We start from the raw sequence: 18,518 nt of genomic DNA on the forward strand, positions 1-18,518 counted from the left end.
TGGAGGCTATTCAGGAGTAGTGGGTGAAGCCTCTCCAGATTCCTCCTCTTCTTCATCCTCTCGTCGGCGAATGGCTCTTTCGCGGCGTAACTGTTCCTTTTTAACCTTGCGGATGTACTTGCGGTTACTACGCACTCCCACACTACTAACCACGCCACTCATGGCACTTTTGGTGAGGTAGTCAAAAATGACCCGGGTGGTATCTCGAACGTAGTAAATGTCCCCTTTTTTAGTGATGAAGAGGTGCGGGTTTTTGGTGTTTACAATCTGATTGGCAAGGAAGGATTTCATGGCCAATCCCATCCCTTTGTGTTCCGGATTTTTGCGGTTAAGGAATTCCACATGTAGGTTTTCATACAACAGCCGCATGTTGCCAATACTGTATTCATCGTTGGACCGGAAAGAAGCTTCAGATTCATTCACCTGACCCGATTTGATGCGGATAAATGCCGTGTGCTCCGTAAACGGATTGAGCGAAGTGGCATCAAAGGCTCCAATGGTGGCGTCGGTAGTATAGGTGCCCATGGAATCGCTGAGGTCAAATCGAATGACGGCTTCAATCAGCCCTTCTCCCATGAGTTTAGTCGAGGCCACGGCTTGCATGGTTCCATTTTTTTCGATGAGCTTAGGGTCATTGGTGATGTTGGATACCGTTCCTTTCAAATCGGTCAAGATGATTTTACCAGGTTTCACGCCATTCTTACTTAGCTGCATGTGGGTAACAACCCCTCCTTTAAGTTCGGCAGAGTCTACCTGAACGGTTAAAGGAAGTCGCTGTAATCCGGGTACAGGAAGCGCCATATTTCGCTCGATCATACCGAGGCGCTTGTCCTTAAAGTTTCGAATCCAAAGGCTGTCTGCTGAAACGAGTTCGGCCCTGAATTCTTGATCATACAAGAGCTTTTTGGTTTGCAGTCCGCTTACCTTAACCCGGTTGAGGTACATTTCCAATCGACTCTTTTCCCATCCGGCTACCTGCCCAAATTCAAAAATTCCGTAGTTCGGATCTAAACGGATTCCTTCGAGTAGCAATTCCTCACTTCGGGTGTTTAGGTTAAAGCTGTCCAGGTGAAGGTTGAAGTAGTCCTTAAGTACATCATGGCGGAAGTCACCGAAGCTGATTTTCAAGGCATCGAATTGCGGCAATTTTGACTCGCCACTGGGGTCCAGGGCCAGGTCGTTTCCATCTACATGCAAGTGGTTGATTCGAATGGCATCCCGGGTGGTGTCGTCGAAGTGCCAGGTGATGAATCCTTTTTCCAGTTTCAGCTCTTGCAGCAATAGCTTATCCACGGCCAGGGAGTCTTGTTCGAAACCGCGATCCACGTCCAACTCCCGGCTAACGGTTTCCGAATTACGGTGAAATTGGGTAATATCCAATATGGGGTTGGTCAAATGCAGACGATCCAATTTTAGGCGACCATTTTTTCGAGCCTCATAGAGTCGGAGACCTTCCATTTCAAGCCCGGGCACTGTAGTTTCTACATAAAATCTTCGTTCACCCGATTTTCCATCCTTCACCAGGTACCCAAAGCGGGTGTTGCTCAATTTGAGGTAATGGTTTTCTGTGGAGTAGAAGAGTTCATCCAAATTCAAGTAATCGGTGCTATCCGGAAAAACTTGTTGGATTCCATAGGCCCGCATGGTAAAATCCTTGGCATAAAACAGGTTTTTGTCGCTGTGATTGATGTTTCGATTCACCTCAAATCCCTGGGAGGTAATGTCGTATTGGTCAATGGTGAGCAACCAGTTTTTCTTGGGATCTTTTTGGCTGTGAATACGGGCCTTCAAATTGGCATTTTCAAGACTTAGGGCATCATAACTCAGGCGTTCAATCCCGGTTACATCCTCCAGCCATTGGTGCAGTTCAAACAGGTTTTTACCCCCCTGAGCTTTCCCTCCGGTAAACAGATCGACTTCTAAATCGGCTTCGCAAAAATGGATTTCCCCGGATTGAATGGTATCCAGAGCGGTATTGGTTCCGGCAAATAGCGTTTCGAAGTTGGCATAACCGATTCGGGCTTTCACCAAAGGATGGGAGGAGTCTCCCCGAATTCCCCGCAAGGGATTAATACGGATGTTATCGAGGTAAAAAAGAGAATCCTGTTTGGAGTAAGTACATCTTCCTGTTCGCAAGCGATGCCGTCGGTTGTCGATCAAGATATTCGACTGATCAAAGGAAATGCCGAGGTTGTGAATGGACCAGTCGAGTGGCTTTCCATCTTCTTTGGCAAACTGAGTTACTCCCGACTCAATGTCCACGCCCTTTATGAACTGTTCCACCCGGTTTCGATAGGTCCGTTTGTAGTAGCCATCAATCACTTCCAGGCTATCGGTGGAGAGGGCCAAAAAGGGTAATTCAAGGGATCCGGATTTCTTTTGTCGGATGGAATCCCGAATTTCTAAACGCGGTTCTACCAACCGAATGGAGCCGAATTTTTTGGTTGAATCCCGAAGGAGTCCTGCCGGATTTTCCACTTTAATTTGTACCTCAGGAAAGTTCAAATTCAGCGAACGGTATTTGTCCTCAACAGCGTATTGAAGACCATAGGTATAAAACTGCTCTTTGTTTTTGTCATACCCTACCTGGCCCCAGGAGAGTCCTTCGATAACTCCTGGAATGGTAAGTTCGGCTTTCCCTGCATCCAGGCTCGTTTTCTGCAACCAATATTCCGGTTTTACCTGATTGGAAAGGAAGTCGTTGAGCGACAAATCTTCAAGCCATAAATTCAACTTGTTCAATTCACCAAATTTCTCGCTCGGCACTCGGGCATTGCGTACCTCCAACTTTCCCCGATCTACCTGTAGCATGCGGCAGAGCAACGTGTCAATGGGCAAAAATTCGGTGGAAGGTCGTCGCTTTTTACGAACGCTATCGGGCAGATTAAAGAAGCTGGTGTCTATGGCCATCCGTACCCAGGGTTGGTCTAGCTTGATTCGGTTCAGCTGGATTTTGTCCTTGCGGCCAATGTCTCGAATATTGAGGTTGTCCACCTGAAGATTCCCGATAAAGAGGCTATCGAGTAGAACGGGTGTAACCCGACGAGCCATCAACTTTCGGTTTTGGTTGTTACCGGGTTTAATTTCAAAGGCATTACAGCTCAGTACCTTGGTGATGCTTGAATAGTTTAAGCTTCCGGTTTTTACGTGGTAGTTTTCCTGAGGAATCTCGTAGTGAAACTCATCAATACCCACTCGGATGTTTCGTTGAATTTTGGACAAATCGGGAGCATTAAACAGCTGACTATCCAGCATAAGCTCGGTAACCTGAAGGTCAATTCCCTTAAACAGGTAGTTCTTTTCCTGTCCTTTGGCTTTATGATCCAGGGCCACTGTACCGTCTTCAAGTTTCAAGCGATGGATGACCAACTCCTCCAGAGTATTCTTCAGCAGTGTATTAACCACCATTCTCGCCGTTTTTTCGGTAAGAGAGTCCTGGGCGGTGGTGTCCTTTGGAGTTTGGGTCAATTGAATTTTGAGCGCTGGCCGGTTGATCAGAAGCTCATTTACTTCTACCACATTTTCCAGATAGGCTTGTACAAAGTCAATTTTATCCAGCTTAAACTCGGGAACATACAAGTTGATCTGCCGAATGGAATCGGGAAGTGAGTCGACAACGGGCTCAATTTTGAAATTGTAGAATTCCAGTTTTCTATCCGTGGTGGACAGGAAAAAACGGGAAAACGACATTTGGTGAATTGAATCGGGAAGAAGGAAGGTTTGTCCCTTGGAGTTGAGCTCAAAATCTTCAGTAAACATGAGCTTTTCGTCCTCATCCATGATATTCTCCGAAACTTCAAAATCCCGAATTCGGAAGGAAAACGAATTGAACCGAAAGACTTTGTGAAAATCTTTGGTCTGCAGGTAGTAGGCCATTTTTGCATCCTCTACCGCCACATCCCGTAGCTTAAATACATTGAGGTACTGCGTGACCACCCGATAGAGATCCCCAGACATCTTGGCGATTTTGATCTCCGTTTTTTTCACCCGCTTGTTGAGCACCTTAATCGTCGGCTGCTTAATCGTAGCTGACTTGATATCAAGCTGATTGTTGAGGAAGATTTCCCATTCGCGATCCAGCTTGAGTTCCAATTCTTCCACCGAAATACCATAGTGAAATTGGTTTTTTACCAGTGAAGTATCAAAGTCTACCAGGGAGGTTGTATCCTTGGGATAGTAGTGGAAATCGTAGAGACGGAGGGTCTGGGTAAAAATGTTGAAGCGTAATTTTTTATACCTCAAGTGGTATTTTCCTTGCGTTTGCTCATCCACCATGTCGGTTAAAATCTCCCGAACCAATTGGTCGGTGTAGTGGTGGAAAACCCGCTGTAAGGGTAGGATTAATGCGGCACACAGGATTAATATGGCTCCTGTAAGAATGATCCAGTATCGTTTTTTGAGCTTGGGAAACTTGGGGATACGCGCCACTATACGAATGTAAAGTATACACTAAAACGGGGAATAGTTGTCTTTTGGTTTTATTGCATAGCTAATTCTTAATAATATTTGCTGTCCGAAGAATCGAATCCAAGCGTGAAAATAGTAGCTCCCATATCCCCTTTTGAAGCTGAAATTCAACTTCCGGTTTCCAAGAGTCTGATGAACCGAGCCCTGGTGATTCAGTCCTTGAGCGGAGGACGGGTAAAAGTGGCACAGCTACCCGATTCTGACGATACGCAAAAGATGCAGGAAGCCCTCCAAAATGCAAGTGATCATATTCACTGCGGAGATGCAGGAACGGTTGCTCGATTTGTATTGGCGGCAGCCTGTACTTGGAACCGCGAAGTGACTCTGGCAGGAACGGAGGCTTTGCAAAAACGGCCTATGGGTCCTTTGGTAAATGCTCTCCGCCAATTGGGGTTTTCATTGGACTATTTGGGAAAAGAGGGATGCCTGCCAATTCGGATAAATCCCCAAAAAGCAAACGAAATTCGACCCACTGTCAGTATTCAGGCTGACGTCAGTAGTCAATTTATTACGGCCCTATTACTCATTGCGCCAACGCTTAGCCAAGGCCTTACCCTGCACTTGGAGGGCGAGCCAGCTTCCCGATCTTACCTGGAAATGACCCTGAATCTGTTGCGTAAAACCGGAATTCAGGTAGAGTGGAAGGGATCCATCATTCGAGTGGAACCGGGAGCATTTAAAGCTCAAACTTTGACCGTGGAGCGTGATTGGAGCTCGGCTGGTTACGGATTTGAAATGGTGGCTTTATGGCCTGGTAGCAAAATTCAGTTCCCGGATTTGTCGCTGGATTCCCTGCAAGGAGACACGAAAATGGTTCCCTTATTTCAGCGTTTTGGGGTTATCGTTACTGAAAATGAGAAAGGAGTGCACATTTTCTCCAAAGGCAACGAAACTGCGCAAGTATTCGATTGGGACTTTTCCCTCATTCCAGACCAAGCCCAAACTCTAATGGCCACGCTATGTGGGTTGTATCAGGAAGGTTTTTTTAGAGGCCTGCAAACCTTGCCTTTAAAAGAGACCAATCGGATTTCAGCCATGCAAATTGAACTGGCGAAAATTGGAGCTCGTTTGCGAGAGGAAGGTCAGGGTTGGAAGTTATATCCGGGGCCGGTAACTGATCACACTCCCCATTTTAAGACCTACAACGACCACCGCATGGCCATGAGTCTGGCCCCATTGGCCTTAACTTTTGGAGAGGTGGAAATAGAAAACCCCGAGGTGGTTCATAAATCCTATCCCGATTACTGGAGGCACTTACAACAAATTGGATTCAAGCTTATTTCATGAAGATACTTCTGCTGGATAACTACGATTCTTTCACCTACAACTTGGTGGACTACCTTGAACAAAATCAGGGCGTATCGGTTACGGTTATACGCAACGATGAATTAAACCTGGATCAACTGGCTGATTTTGATCGCTTAGTGATTTCTCCTGGGCCCGGATTACCTGAGGAATCTGGAATGCTGATGGAGGTGATTGAAAAAGCCCACCAAAGCATGCCCATTTTTGGCGTGTGTTTAGGCCTTCAAGCTTTAGGTATGTTTTTTGGAGCACAATTAGAAAATTTAGACCAAGTCATTCACGGTGAAAGCTTGCCGATGGAAATATTGGACCACGAGGATCCTTTGTACAAATCCATTCCATCACCTTGCTGGGTAGGTCATTATCATTCTTGGGCGTTGGCATCACATACGATTCCAGATGATTTGATCGTTACTGGTAGATCGGAGTCGGGGGTGGTTATGTCTTTCAGGCATCGGGAGCTCCCTATTTGGGCCGTGCAATTTCATCCCGAGTCGGTGTTGACGCCGCATGGCTTGCAGATGATAAAAAATTGGATTGAAGGGACATCATAATGGGAACGGTTAGGCAAATGATTGGAATTTTTGCCCTGGTGCTGCTGGGGTTAAATTCACTAATTGCCCAATCCGATTCGACTTTTACCCTCTACGGACAAGTGCTCGATAGCCTTTCCGGGCAAGCCATTCCCTACAGCAACGTGTATGTAAAAAACACGCTAAAAGGAACCCTTACCAATGAGCATGGCCACTTTTACCTCAAAATGACCCAGGGGGATAAGAAGGATACACTTCAATTCTCGCTAATGGGTTTTGAACCTTTGGAGATTCCCTTAACTGCCTCAACACCTCAGCCCTTAATGGTTTACCTTACACCCTCTCCGGTGCAGCTGAAGGAGGCGATTGTACTTCCCTTGGAGCCCGAAGACTACGTAAAAAAGGCCATTATCAAAATGGCAGAAAACTTCCCAGATACAGCTTACAATTCAACGCTGTATTACCGCGAAATTTTAAAAGAAAACGAGCATTACAATCAATATACGGAGGCTTTATTGGATGTGTACAACCTGCCCTATTCAGGAACTCCGAGTGATACGACTCAAATCCGAATAAAGGCGGGTAAGGAATACGACGATCTCAGTGAGATTGAATTTATGCAAGGTTTTGCTGAGAAGCAGAAAAAGAAGTATTACAAAAAGCAAAAGAAGAAGGGAAACGAGGTGGTGAAGTCTGACGTAAAGGGCTTTACTCCGGAGTTTATCAACCCCTATTGGATTTTGGATTCTAATCTGGTGAGAAAACGTCAAATGTTTTTAGACACCAATGATTTTAAGCTGTACGACTACAAGTTTAGCCACATTTCTAAGCTGGATGATAAACGGGTGATGTGCATCGAGTTTGATCAAAAAGACAAAGTACGAGACCCGCTCTTTGCGGGTACCATTTACCTGGAAGAAGAGTCCTTGGCCATTGTTGCCCTGGAATTTCACTTGAGCGAAAAAGGGAAGAAATACCTGATTCCCGGATATGCCAAGCCCGTGATGTGGGCCATGCGGCTAAAAGTTTCCCCACCGCTGTTTGGTGCCTTTATTCGGAACCGGGAAATCAATGGAAAGTGGTACCTCGAGTACATCAAGTTTACCATGGACGCAGAGCTCACCAAGAAATACTACTTCGACGATGATCACCATAGTCGATTTACCGGGGAGCAGATTTTAGTAGTTGTAGATCGTGATTTGGGTGGTGCTGAAACCTTTCCTGCTGAGGAAATAGCCTTGAAAACGAAACCGATACGGAAGCAGCTAAAAAAAGACTCCGCCCAAGTAAATTGGACGGAGTATAGCAGGATTCAACCTCCTAAAAACCTGGAGGAGGGTCAAAAACAATAAAAATTTATGAGGGTTATTCAACACCCTATGATCGTCTCCGATCTTCGCACACCCAAAACTATGCATGCATAGCAAAGTGAGGGTTAAGAAACGGTTATCTCGCCCTTTTTTGCGATCAAATGCAAATACGATGTTTTCGAGGTTTGCTTAAAACTGGATGGCAGCTCCCAATTGTACAGCACTCATACGTTCGTATCCCACTTCGAGGAAAACGCCAAAATTGGAGTTGAGTTTATACTTGGCTCCAGCGTGAAGTCCAGCAAGAAGACCAAAGTCAGCAGAGGTTTCCACGATACCTGGAAAAGAGGTTGTTTCATGCAGCTTTTCGGTACGAATTCGCCAGCCCAATGAAAAGCGTCCATAAAGATCCACCTCATCTGGCACAGGCAAGTAACGGCCCCAGTGAAAAGAAGTGCGAGCTCCGAAATAGTAGTAGCTGTATCTCCAGAAATAGTTGGCATTGACGCCTACATATTTTTGCGATTGAGACATTCCGTAGCCTACAAAACCACCCACGCTAAGCATGTCGTGAAAGCCAAATTCGGCATTCATAATAAGGGGAGGAACCAAGGTAGATCCCACCATTTCATCTCCCAGCCCAACGGAGGGCATCAAATAAATTTCTCCTTTGTTGTGTCCTTTGCTTCGCTGGGCTTTTTGGGTTTCATCCAAGGCATCTGAGAGCTGAGCCTGTGCGGATAGACCACCAAAAAGGATAAGAATTAATAGACCATAAGTTTTCATTCCTGTCATTTTTAGGTACTTAAATATCCGCGCGAAATCAAGGCAAACTTACAGCAATTGCCTTGGATGAAGGGTACGAAATTTTCCGGATTGCCCGTCTTTTTTACCGGGAAAAACGGAGCTTATTCCTTAATCAAACGAAGGGTTTTTAACTCACCGTCAGACAGGACCTTAAGGGTGTAAGTTCCATTTGCCAGATGCTGAACATTCCACTCCAATCGATCAACTCCACCGGTTTTGTGCTCCGCAACAACTTTGCCAGAAACGTCTAACAGGGTCAAACTAATCTCTGATTTGGGTGCGCTAAACACTAAGGTGTAAAGGCCGTCTCCCGGGTTCGGGTAAATGATCAGGTCACCGGCATCAGATTGATCTTCAATCGACAGGAAAGATGTTTTACAAGCTGAGGTGTCTACGCAATTTCCAGCAGTTACTTCCACAGCATAGCTTCCTCCTTGAGTTGGAGTATACTGTTTGCTTGTTGCGCCGGAAATGGGCGCCCATTGTTGATCGCAGTTCAACCATTGATATTGGGCAGAGGCTTCCGCTACTTCCATCGTTCCGGATTGTTCGGTTAGGCTTACATCGATTTTCTTCACCTGAACGGTTACCTGGTCCGAACCTACACATTGATTTACATCGCGACCTGTTACCGTATAGGTTTGGGTTTCTGTAGGGAAGAAGGGAACGCCATCCTGTACGCCCGAATCCCAGGTGTAGGAAAGGGCTCCAGATCCGGTGAAAATCACGGACTCGCCTTCGCAAATTTGAGTTTTGTTTACCTGGGCGCTAACCGTCGGTTTAGAAGTACATTCACGGAAAGCATAGGTATATCGGTAAGTTTCGGTAGTGTCATTGTGGTCGCCAATGGCATAAACCTTAAAAAAGATCCGAGTACCTTCAGGATATCCAGGAATGGCCTGATCACTTTTCCAGGTGCTATCTTGCTGCAAAGTGAAGCTTATGGTTTTATCCAGTTGAGTGCTGTCTTTCGACCATTTTAGGTAAACCTTACTGAGGTTGCCGGAATAAGAAATCATACTTTCCACATCCATAGGCAGGCCTTCAACAGGTTGAAGATCGGTTGGCTTTTCGGTAGGAATAACGGTTAAAATTTTGGGGTAATCCACGCGGTTTACCAGGGAGGCTTCCCACAATCCTCTTCCCCAGGTTGCGGCTCTTAGGGTGTTGCTTCCGTATTGAATTTCCAGGTCTCTTACCGTTACGCTGGGCAATCCTTCGCCAAGCAATTGCCACACGGTGTCTTTCATGGCCTTGTAGTAAACACCAATTTCGCCACCAGCATAGATGTAGTTTTCCGGTGAATGATCGATGATCAATGACGAAACAGGAATAGGCGACAAGTTGTAGCTGATGTTTTGCCAGGTTTGCCCCAGGTCGGTAGACATATATACACGGCGGTTGTTATCGTCATGTCGATCATAGGCGATAAACAGGGTGCTGTCGCGATCGGGGTGGAAGGTGATGGCGGAAATGGAGTAAAAGGTGGGAACGTTGTTGGAAACGTCGGTCATGGTTTTTCCGCCGTCCATAGAAATCGCTAATTCATCATTTCTAACAAAGGCGAGAATTTGCGTGTTGTTGCTGGCTATGGCGGCCAGTTTTGGAGTTCCCACGGCAGATTTGCTAATGATTTGCCAATTGGTTCCAAATTCAGTGGTTTTGTAAACATCGTATCCGATGGAATATACCGTAAATGGATCGTTGGGGTCAAAAAGCAGTGGAGCGACCCAATCCATGGTTCCCGGGTGGTACCCATTCTCGTAGGACCAGCCTCCATCTTTGGCCCAGTAGCGACGACCATTTTGTACACTTCCCATTACCCAGTCGGCATTAAGCGGATGAACGAAACATTCCATTCCATCGCCGCCGTACCATTCGACCCATCCGGTGTCGGTACGAACGCTGGTTCCGTTGTCCTGTGATCCGCAAACGGTATAATCGGCCTGCGATTGGCTTACTCCGGCGCGGTAGTTTTCACGAATTCCCGTACCGTCACTGATCCGTGTCCAGGTTTTTCCATTGTCGGCACTTTTGGCCAAATAGCCATCCGATCCCACGTAAAAAACGCCATTGATGCAATCCGCAACGCGGGCATCGGCATGGATGTAATTGGTTTGTCGATTACTGCCCGGACTTCCTGTATTCCAATAGGTAGCTTGAGTAAGCGTTCGTCCACCATCGCTGCTTCTAAACAGGTCTTCGAAACCATAAATTATCTTTGAAGTATCTACGTCTGATACGGCGAAACCGCCTCCACCTTCATAGTAAGAAGGTTTACCAATAAACGTATAGCTAACTCCGGCATCTTCCGATTTCCACATTCCGCTATGGGAGGCAAACCAAACGCAATCGGGGCACTGGGGGCGGGTAACAAGGGCTACGTCCCGTTGTCCTTTGTTCAGGAGGGTAGTAGAGCGATTAAAGTTTTGCCCGCCATCCAAAGAGCGGTAAACCCGGTTGTAGCTACTTAAATTGAAGCCTAAACCTCCATAAGCGTAGACAATTTGATCATCCGTAGGGTGAAAAGCCAATCGGTTAACAAAGCGTGTGGTGATCTGCGTACGTGTTTGCATTCTATCCGTTGAGCGGTACAAGCCGCCGGAAGTTGCTACAAACATGAGGTTAGCGCTATGTGGGCTAAAAACGATGGTGCTCACTCGATCTGATTCCTGAAATCCACCAAAGCTGTTGGATGGATTAAACCAGGTCGTGTTCCAGGTCATACCACCGTCGGCGGAAAGGTAAACTCCATGAGAATATCCGTTATCCGCATTTCTAACATTGATCCAAACCGAGTCTGGGTTGGTGGGTGATACACAAATAACGTCCACCCCACTTGCAGGCAGTGTATCCGTCGTGTTCTGCCAGTTTGTTCCTCCGTCTGTGGTGCGCCAAAAGCCACCACTTCTTGATCCAATGTAAATTCTCTGGTCATTTTTAGGGTCTACATAAAAGCACTCCACGCGTCCAATACCAGCGGCGTAATGCAAGGAAATGTTATTGGCATCATAAGGGCCTAAATCTTTCCAGGTATTGTTTTGCGAAGATCTACTGGCAGAAGCCGGAAACTCCGATTGGAACTTATGGTAGCCTTTGGAAACGAAGTGAGGAGATATTTTAGAACGATCACCTGAAGGAAAGAAGTGACCTTCCTGGCGATATTTCCAGCGTTGATAGGTTTTCCATCCCGATACTTGACCCTGTTCGTCAAAGTACTTTTCAGCGGAATCTACCACTTCATAAAAGTTGTATCGGTAATCGTTCATCATGTCCTGGTAAGTCTGGGCCAGGGAAACGGTTGACATCAAAAGTGCCAAGGTTGCAGTAAGCAGAGTAATTTTCATCGTAGCGTCTTAGGGGCATGCAATATAGCCGCCAATAGAACTTCAGAAAGACTGGTTTTAGGAACTCCCCTTTTCGATTTGCCGACCCTGAATTAGAAAAAGCTAAAGTCACTTTTCCTCATGATTTTAAAAAGAAAGATGAATTGATTTATGCATTAATTTTGTTGAAATTAAACCGTTATGAAATCCACATTTCAGGTAGGAGGGGTACCGGAACATTTTAATTACCCCTGGCAAGTGGCGATCGAACGTGGAAAATTCAAACCCGCTGGATTAACCGTTAAATGGTCAGATTATCCGGGTGGAACTGGAGCCATGTGTTCGGCGTTACGTGAAGGAAAGCTGGATATCGCTATCCTCCTTACCGAGGGTATCACCACAGATATTATCAAGGGCAATTCGTCTAAAATTGTTCAATTCTACGTCAATTCTCCATTGCGATGGGGCATTCATGTGGGAGCTCAATCATCCATTCAGCATCTTGATGAGTTGAAAGGGAAGAAGTATGCCATCAGTCGATTTAAGTCGGGTTCGCACCTCATGTCTTTTGTGCACGCATCTCAGTATGGTTGGCAGATTCAGGAAGACGATTTTGAATTGGTAAAGGATTTGACCGGAGCCCGGGAAGCACTCTCTACCAATGGAGACCTGGCCTTCTTATGGGAGAAGTTTACTACCCGCCCCTTTGTGGATAACGGAGAGCTTAGATATTTGGGAGAATGCAAAACTCCCTGGCCATGTTTCGTAGTTGCCGTTCGGGAGGAGGTGTTGGAAAACAACGCCGATCAGGTTCGTCAAATCCTTCGGCTGGTCAATGAAACTTGCCGGGAAGTGAAAAACGACTCTCGGGTTCCCGAAATTTTGGCTTGGCGCTACAACCTTAAATTGGGCGATGCCCGAGAATGGTTCAACGAGGTAGAATGGACCGGAGCCCCGGACTTGAAGCTCGATTCCCTGGAAAAAGTATTGAATACCCTTTGCGATCTTCGTATTATTGAACAACCTGTTCCTGTTGAGGAGTTAACTCACCCCATAGATGAACAGGATTTGATTTGTCAATAATTCGAATTTGGAGCGAACCCATTTCTTAAACCACCTCAATCTCTTTTTGACCTTTTTGGGGCTTGTCCTGTCCGTGTTGACCGGGAAGGCTCAGGAATATCAATACGAGCATTTTTCTTCGGAAGACGGTCTTCCCAGCCTGGAGTGCCACTACATCATTCAGGATCAAAAAGGCTATATCTGGATCGCCACAGACCAAGGCATAGCACGTTACGACGGGCAAGACTTCAAGGTTTTTTCATCCAAAGACGGACTTAAAAACAACTTTACTTTTCGATTATTTGAAGATGGTCAAGGGCGAATATGGTTTATGACCTACGACCAAATGATCTACTACATTGAGAATGACTCTTTACATGCCTGGCCCCATAATGATAAAGTAGAGCAGGTGTTTGCAGGTGGAATTGGATTAATTAATGCTCGGTTTCACGATGGCATATTAGACCTTTATTTGAGAAGCTCAGAAGACCCTTGGACTATTTCTCAACTGGATTTGCAAACCGGTGAAATAAGTCAGTTTAGCCTTGATCACGATAACATCACTATGTTTCTGAAGGACTCCTTCACCTATGACGTGGGAGTCATGCAGCTTGAGGATATAGCTCGGGACGATACAACTATTCGAGAGACTGTTTTTCTGGAGCATCCTGAGCCTTTAAGGTTTGATCTTCCTGAGTTTGGGCAAGTGGCTTATGATCAAATGCGAGTTAGTGGGATCATCAATAAAAAGGGACAGACCATTCTGCACATCCTGGATAATCTGATTGTTATTGAGGATGGAGAAGTCATCTTTAGAAAGCCATTAAAAGGTTTTTTCGTAGGAACTTTATTTCTGGAAAATGACTCTACCTTTTGGGAAGGGCAGGAAAGCACGAACCCCATTCGGGTTCAGTTTTCTTTGACCGCAGGGACCGTAAAGGTGGAGGAGATTAATTTACCGATTCCGGGCGCGGTTCATTTTTTGAAAGATCGAGATGGTGGAGTTTGGATTAATTCGGTAAAAAAAGGGGTGTTTTATCTCCCACAACCGGCGGTTAGAAAACTCGATTTAGGCCCATTTTCAAATGATGTTGTAAGTTCTATCGAAGTATTTGGAGATCGGGTTTTTGTAAGCACTCATTCGGGCCTACTTCTTCAGCTGGATAAGGAGAGCTTTTCCTTAATTGAACAAGAAAAGATATCAGAACGAATTTCAGATATAATACAATTCAAGGGCGTCCTTCATATTGCTGGAAATCCAACCATATCTTCTTGGAAGCCAAGGGCAGATTTTCACTATCAAGTAGGCCTTACTGGCTTTTCTAACGTTGGAGAAAATCTCTACACCTACAACCAAGCCGGGTATTTCGAATATTCTATTGACGATCGCGAATGGATCGATGTGCGAAATACATTGGGCGAAATGGGAAGAGTTACTGCTGTTGCGGAATACATGGACACCTTATTCATAGGTGGAATCTATGGCATTCGTACCGTTAAAGACAACCAGATTTTTCCCACCTCTACCATTGGCCCATCCTTTACCATTAGAGATTTAAAAACCACCTCACAGGGCTTAGTTATGGCCACTGCTGGCGGAGGATTAGTCGTATACGACCAAGGGCAATATGAAATATTCAATACGGAAAATAGCGCGGTAATCTCGGATTTTATCAATCACATTTTGTTGGATGGGGAATCCATTTGGTTGTCAACGGGCGCCGGAATCCAACAAGTTCAGTTGAGTGCAGCGAAGGATAGTCTGATTAGCTTGAGACAATATTCTCGATACAATGGCCTACCAAGTGGTGAGGTGCTGCGCGCCAAGCGAGTAAACAACCAAATGTTAGTGGCTACTAAGAAAGGGTTATGTTCTATTTCGCTCAATAGTAAACAGCGTAGAAGTACGCCACCTATTTACTTGAAGTCGGTAAAAATTAATGGTGAGCCGGCATTGCTGGACAAAGCACTGAATCTTACCTACAAACAAAACAACCTGGAGATTGCCTACAGCAGCCCCTCTTTTGCTTCCAAGGGCAAAACCGAATACCAATACCGACTGTTGGGAGCTGATGATCGATTCTTGACTTCCTCTCTGCCCAAAGCAACCTTGCTGGGTTTGCCTGCTGGTGAGTACACTTTTGAGGTTTACGCTATCAATCGATATGGCTTGAGAAGTGAACAACCGGCTACTTTTCAGTTTCGGATTTATCCCGTTTTCTGGGAAACCTGGTGGTTTCGGATTGGCGCTTCGGTGGTACTCATTCTACTGGTGGCGGGTTTTGTCAAAATGCGTTTGAATCAAGAGAAGAAAAACAATGAGATGCTGCTGTCGCTCAATGAATTGAAGCAGAAAGCACTCAATGCGCAAATGAATCCTCATTTCATATTCAATTCCTTGGGCAGTATTCAAAACCTCATTTTGGATAATCGAAACGATGAAGCTGAATTCTACCTCACTCGATTTTCCAGGTTGATGCGAAAAATGTTGAATGTTTCAGAGCGGTTGTACAATCCTCTCAAGGACGAATTAAGCATTCTGGAAGAATACGTCACGTTGGAAAACCTCCGGTTTAATCAGGCCATTGAGGTCAAAATTGAAATTGAACCGGGGTGGATAGCGGAAAGTGCCAGGTGCCTACTATGTTGTTTCAAACCTTGGTGGAAAACGCAGTTATTCACGGCATTTTGCCTGCTCAACGCAAGGGACTTATTTGGGTGCGTGTACGTCGAATTGGTGAAGACATGTTTGAGGTCACCATCGAGGACAACGGTATCGGAATCAAGAAATCAACCGAACGAAAACGAGAGAAAAAGAAAGCCTATCAATCAAAAGGTACCCGCATTATTGAGGCTCGCCTTCATGCCCTGTCAGAACTGGGGAGAAAGAATTACCAAATCAATTTTAGCGACCTCAGCGATACGGGTGCAGAAGGCACGCGAGTCACCTTGATTATTCCCGTTCTCGGTGAAGAAGGGTTGAATGACGATTAGTTTAAGATTGGGTGACGCGGTAAAAGCTGCCCTTTTCCAGTTTGTAAGTAAACCCGCCCAGCTCGATAGTTTCTCCGTCATTTAGTTCAATCAGATTTTTTAGGTCTTCTTCCATGGTATGAATCGAACCACCGGTTTCCCGGGCAATTTTCAAGTAATCGGGATGAACACTACCCCAGCCTCCACAGATCACTACGCGCACCGGACTTTTGATTTGATTCAACAAACGAATGTCTTTAACAGGTGCCCAGCTATCCGCAATGAGAACCACTTCCTGGTAATACTCTTGTCCCTTCATACCTTCGATCAAGGCTTCGATGTTGTTTTCAGGACCGTCTCCACCGCCTCCGTTTCGCATGGTTTCCTGTGCCAAAGCTTTTACATCTGGATAGCTCGAAAAATTGCCTTGATAAATCCCACCGGTGCTTCCAATTACTTTTTCGCGATCAGGCGTCCAATTCCCATCATTGAAGAAGACAAAGGATTTTACCCGGTCGTCGTTGCTATTGAGTTGCAACCAGGTTAAAATCTGAGCTACGTAAGGGTACATGCTTCCAGTCAGATCCGCTGTAATTAACATGTCCTTCCACTCCGGGTGACGGCCCATAATCTTAAAAATGGTAGAATCAATTTGATAATCCCGACGAACGATGGGAACGGGTAGTTCGGCAAAAGTTGAGGTGTGGTAAACGGTTGTTGAGCTCCCAATAACTACCCGAATTCCTCCGGAAACAGTATCTACAATAGCATCTTTGGGAAGGGTTTTTAAAAGGTCTTCCATGAATTCCGTGTACATCGGTGCCACTACCGCTGATGTATCATCGGATGGGACATCTTCTATCATGGATAGTTCGGATGTAGAAGGACTCGGTGTTGGAATAATCGCTTCTGGAACTTTTCCGCTGAGCAAGGATTCTAATTTTTTCCATTCCTCCTTTCGGGTTTCCGGGGTGGGAGTTGGTCTGTAGGTAATCACCAAGCCGTGAAACAGATCCCTGGCCTCTTGTTCCGAAGGACAGTTCATTTGCCGAATCACCCGGGTAAATACCTGAGATAGATCCAATTCAGGCTTAGCTGTTTCGAGTGCTTTCAGCCGTCTTCCATTCAAAGATTTTAGGTTGATGCCTTTGGGGTAATCGGTACATACGATTTCAATTTTGAGAATGCTGGATGCGTCCAGAGCTCTGAGTTCTTCGGTAATCGAAAAAGAGGATTTCCCAAATTCCATGGGAAGGTAGAGTTGCTCACCAGACTCAAGTACTGGTCGATAGGTCGGTTGTTCAAATTCGGGAATCGAGGCCAACAGGGAAACCTGGGCCAGAAGAATGAAAGCTGCTAACAAAACTTTTTTCATGGTAGTCATTTTTATGTGGTTATGGTGTATTTTGCAGCTTTATACCCATCCAGGCCAAAAGGTAAACCGGCAATCAAAAAAAATTTTTCTCAGTTTACCTTTTCGATCCTTTTGGTATGAACCTAAAACCGTGAGCAAGGAAGATAAAATACGGGCCAAGCTAATTCAGGGAGATTCCCGTGTGTTTGCCTACTTGTATCGCGAATACTACACAATGGTTCAATACCTGGTAACTCAAAATAGCGGAGACGATGCGGCGGCTCAGGATCTCTTTCAGGAGGTAATGGTCGTGCTTTACGAAAAGGCAAGGGACGAAAAATTACACCTGACGGCAACCATTAAGACCTTTATTTATTCCATTGCTCGCAACCTTTGGTTGAAGGAATTAAGAAAGCGAAAGTCGGAGTTGAATTTTAAGGACTATGAACGCTATCTGGAGGAAGAGCAAACCGACGATGAAGAAGAAGAGGTGGAAGGCCTACAACAAAAGTTAGATGCCTGCCTCGAAAAGTTGGGCGATCCTTGTAAGACTTTACTCATTCGCTTCTATTACTTTAAGAAGAGCGTCAAAGAATTAGCAAAAGAACTGAAATACGCCAATCCCGAAACGGTAAAGGCTCAGAAATACAAATGCATGAAACGTCTCCGTAGCCTGGCTGCCGGGACTTTGTAAACGATGGAACTCAACGATCAGGACATAGCGCAAATAGAGGCTTACCTACTAGGTGAGTGCAGCTCCGAAGAGCGGGCCGCCTTGGAGCAGCGTGTGCAATCTGATCCCGAGTTTGCCGCTGAATTCCAAGCCTATCAGCAACTGCATAAGGGAATTAAAGAGCATGCTCGTCAAGCATTTAAAGCAAACATTGCCGCTGTAGGAGCCAAAGTGATCGCCAAAGGAGATATGAACTCCTACAAGCCGAAGCTGAAGCCCGGTGGTGGTGGCGGAATTGGTAACGGTATTTTCACCATTATGGCGATAGGCCTTGTGCTTGCGGTAGGTGGTTATTGGGCCGGTTCTCAATACCTGTTCCCTGAAGGATTACCTCCTTTGATCGAACAAGAAGTAATTCAGGATACTGTGGAAGTGATTGAGCCCGCTCCTTTCCAACAGCCAGAGCCTCAAGTGAAGTACGATACTCAGGAGGTAACCATCGTTCATCGACGTACGCTCATGATTACTCCCGATGGTGACACCGTGGAAGTTACCGGGTCGGCTCAGGATGCCATTGATGAGATTAATGCTTCCGAAGGAGTTACTGTAGATTCGGTATACACCATTGAACGCCTTCCTTGATCGATCGTCGATAATTCCCAGGCTTAACATACGAATAGGGCTCCTTTAGCGTGAATTGGATAATTT

General features: G+C 45.7%; 11 protein-coding genes. 7 read left to right on the top strand and 4 right to left on the bottom strand.

Annotation, left to right across the window (positions count from 1 at the left end):
• Positions 1 to 6: 6 nt before the first annotated feature.
• A complete protein-coding gene (locus tag KFE98_07490) occupies positions 7 to 4,428 on the bottom strand; it encodes a hypothetical protein (protein UTW63974.1) in 4,422 nt (1,473 codons plus the stop codon).
• 105 nt (positions 4,429 to 4,533) lie between these two features.
• On the opposite strand from KFE98_07490, the gene KFE98_07495 reads away from it, so the two are divergent.
• Genes KFE98_07495 through KFE98_07505 form a run of 3 tightly spaced genes read left to right on the top strand, consistent with a single transcriptional unit; the run spans position 4,534 to position 7,657 of the window.
• Complete coding sequence (locus KFE98_07495) at positions 4,534 to 5,754, top strand: 3-phosphoshikimate 1-carboxyvinyltransferase (protein UTW63975.1); 1,221 nt, start codon at positions 4,534 to 4,536, stop codon at positions 5,752 to 5,754.
• Complete coding sequence (locus KFE98_07500; protein ID UTW63976.1) at positions 5,751 to 6,326, top strand: aminodeoxychorismate/anthranilate synthase component II; 576 nt, start codon at positions 5,751 to 5,753, stop codon at positions 6,324 to 6,326. The genes KFE98_07495 and KFE98_07500 overlap by 4 nt, the downstream gene beginning before the upstream one ends.
• Positions 6,327 to 6,343: 17 nt before the next feature.
• Positions 6,344 to 7,657 (top strand): carboxypeptidase-like regulatory domain-containing protein, encoded by a 1,314-nt coding sequence (locus KFE98_07505; protein ID UTW63977.1) that lies wholly within the window; start codon positions 6,344 to 6,346, stop codon positions 7,655 to 7,657.
• Positions 7,658 to 7,804: 147 nt separating this feature from the next.
• Here the strand turns inward: KFE98_07505 and KFE98_07510 are convergent, their stop codons facing one another.
• Both KFE98_07510 and KFE98_07515 read right to left on the bottom strand, forming a co-directional pair.
• The gene (locus tag KFE98_07510; protein UTW63978.1) at positions 7,805 to 8,401 is read right to left on the bottom strand and encodes an outer membrane beta-barrel protein; all 597 of its coding nucleotides are present in this window, start codon (positions 8,399 to 8,401) and stop codon (positions 7,805 to 7,807) included.
• Between the two features lie 122 nt (positions 8,402 to 8,523).
• Positions 8,524 to 11,769 carry a T9SS type A sorting domain-containing protein gene (locus KFE98_07515; protein ID UTW63979.1) on the bottom strand — a complete coding sequence of 1,082 codons (3,246 nt, stop codon included), beginning with the start codon at positions 11,767 to 11,769 and terminating at the stop codon, positions 8,524 to 8,526.
• A 180-nt stretch (positions 11,770 to 11,949) separates the two neighbouring features.
• Here KFE98_07515 and KFE98_07520 point away from each other — a divergent pair, with 180 nt between their 5' ends.
• Both KFE98_07520 and KFE98_07525 read left to right on the top strand, forming a co-directional pair.
• Positions 11,950 to 12,831 carry an ABC transporter substrate-binding protein gene (locus tag KFE98_07520; GenBank protein ID UTW63980.1) on the top strand — a complete coding sequence of 294 codons (882 nt, stop codon included), beginning with the start codon at positions 11,950 to 11,952 and terminating at the stop codon, positions 12,829 to 12,831.
• A gap of 7 nt (positions 12,832 to 12,838) precedes the next feature.
• On the top strand, positions 12,839 to 15,763 hold the full coding sequence (locus KFE98_07525) for a histidine kinase (protein UTW63981.1): 2,925 nt from the start codon (positions 12,839 to 12,841) through the stop codon (positions 15,761 to 15,763).
• 42 nt (positions 15,764 to 15,805) lie between these two features.
• On the opposite strand, the gene KFE98_07530 is transcribed toward KFE98_07525, so the two are convergent.
• On the bottom strand, positions 15,806 to 17,158 hold the full coding sequence (locus KFE98_07530) for a hypothetical protein (GenBank protein UTW63982.1): 1,353 nt from the start codon (positions 17,156 to 17,158) through the stop codon (positions 15,806 to 15,808).
• Between the two features lie 130 nt (positions 17,159 to 17,288).
• On the opposite strand from KFE98_07530, the gene KFE98_07535 reads away from it, so the two are divergent.
• Both KFE98_07535 and KFE98_07540 read left to right on the top strand, forming a co-directional pair.
• A complete protein-coding gene (locus KFE98_07535; GenBank protein UTW63983.1) occupies positions 17,289 to 17,831 on the top strand; it encodes a sigma-70 family RNA polymerase sigma factor in 543 nt (180 codons plus the stop codon).
• A 3-nt stretch (positions 17,832 to 17,834) separates the two neighbouring features.
• Positions 17,835 to 18,452, top strand: a complete 618-nt coding sequence (locus KFE98_07540) for a hypothetical protein (GenBank protein UTW63984.1) — start codon at positions 17,835 to 17,837, stop codon at positions 18,450 to 18,452.
• Positions 18,453 to 18,518: the final 66 nt, after the last annotated feature.

The sequence above is a fragment of the bacterium SCSIO 12741 genome, from assembly GCA_024398055.1.
GTDB lineage: Bacteria > Bacteroidota > Bacteroidia > Flavobacteriales_G > Salibacteraceae > SCSIO-12741.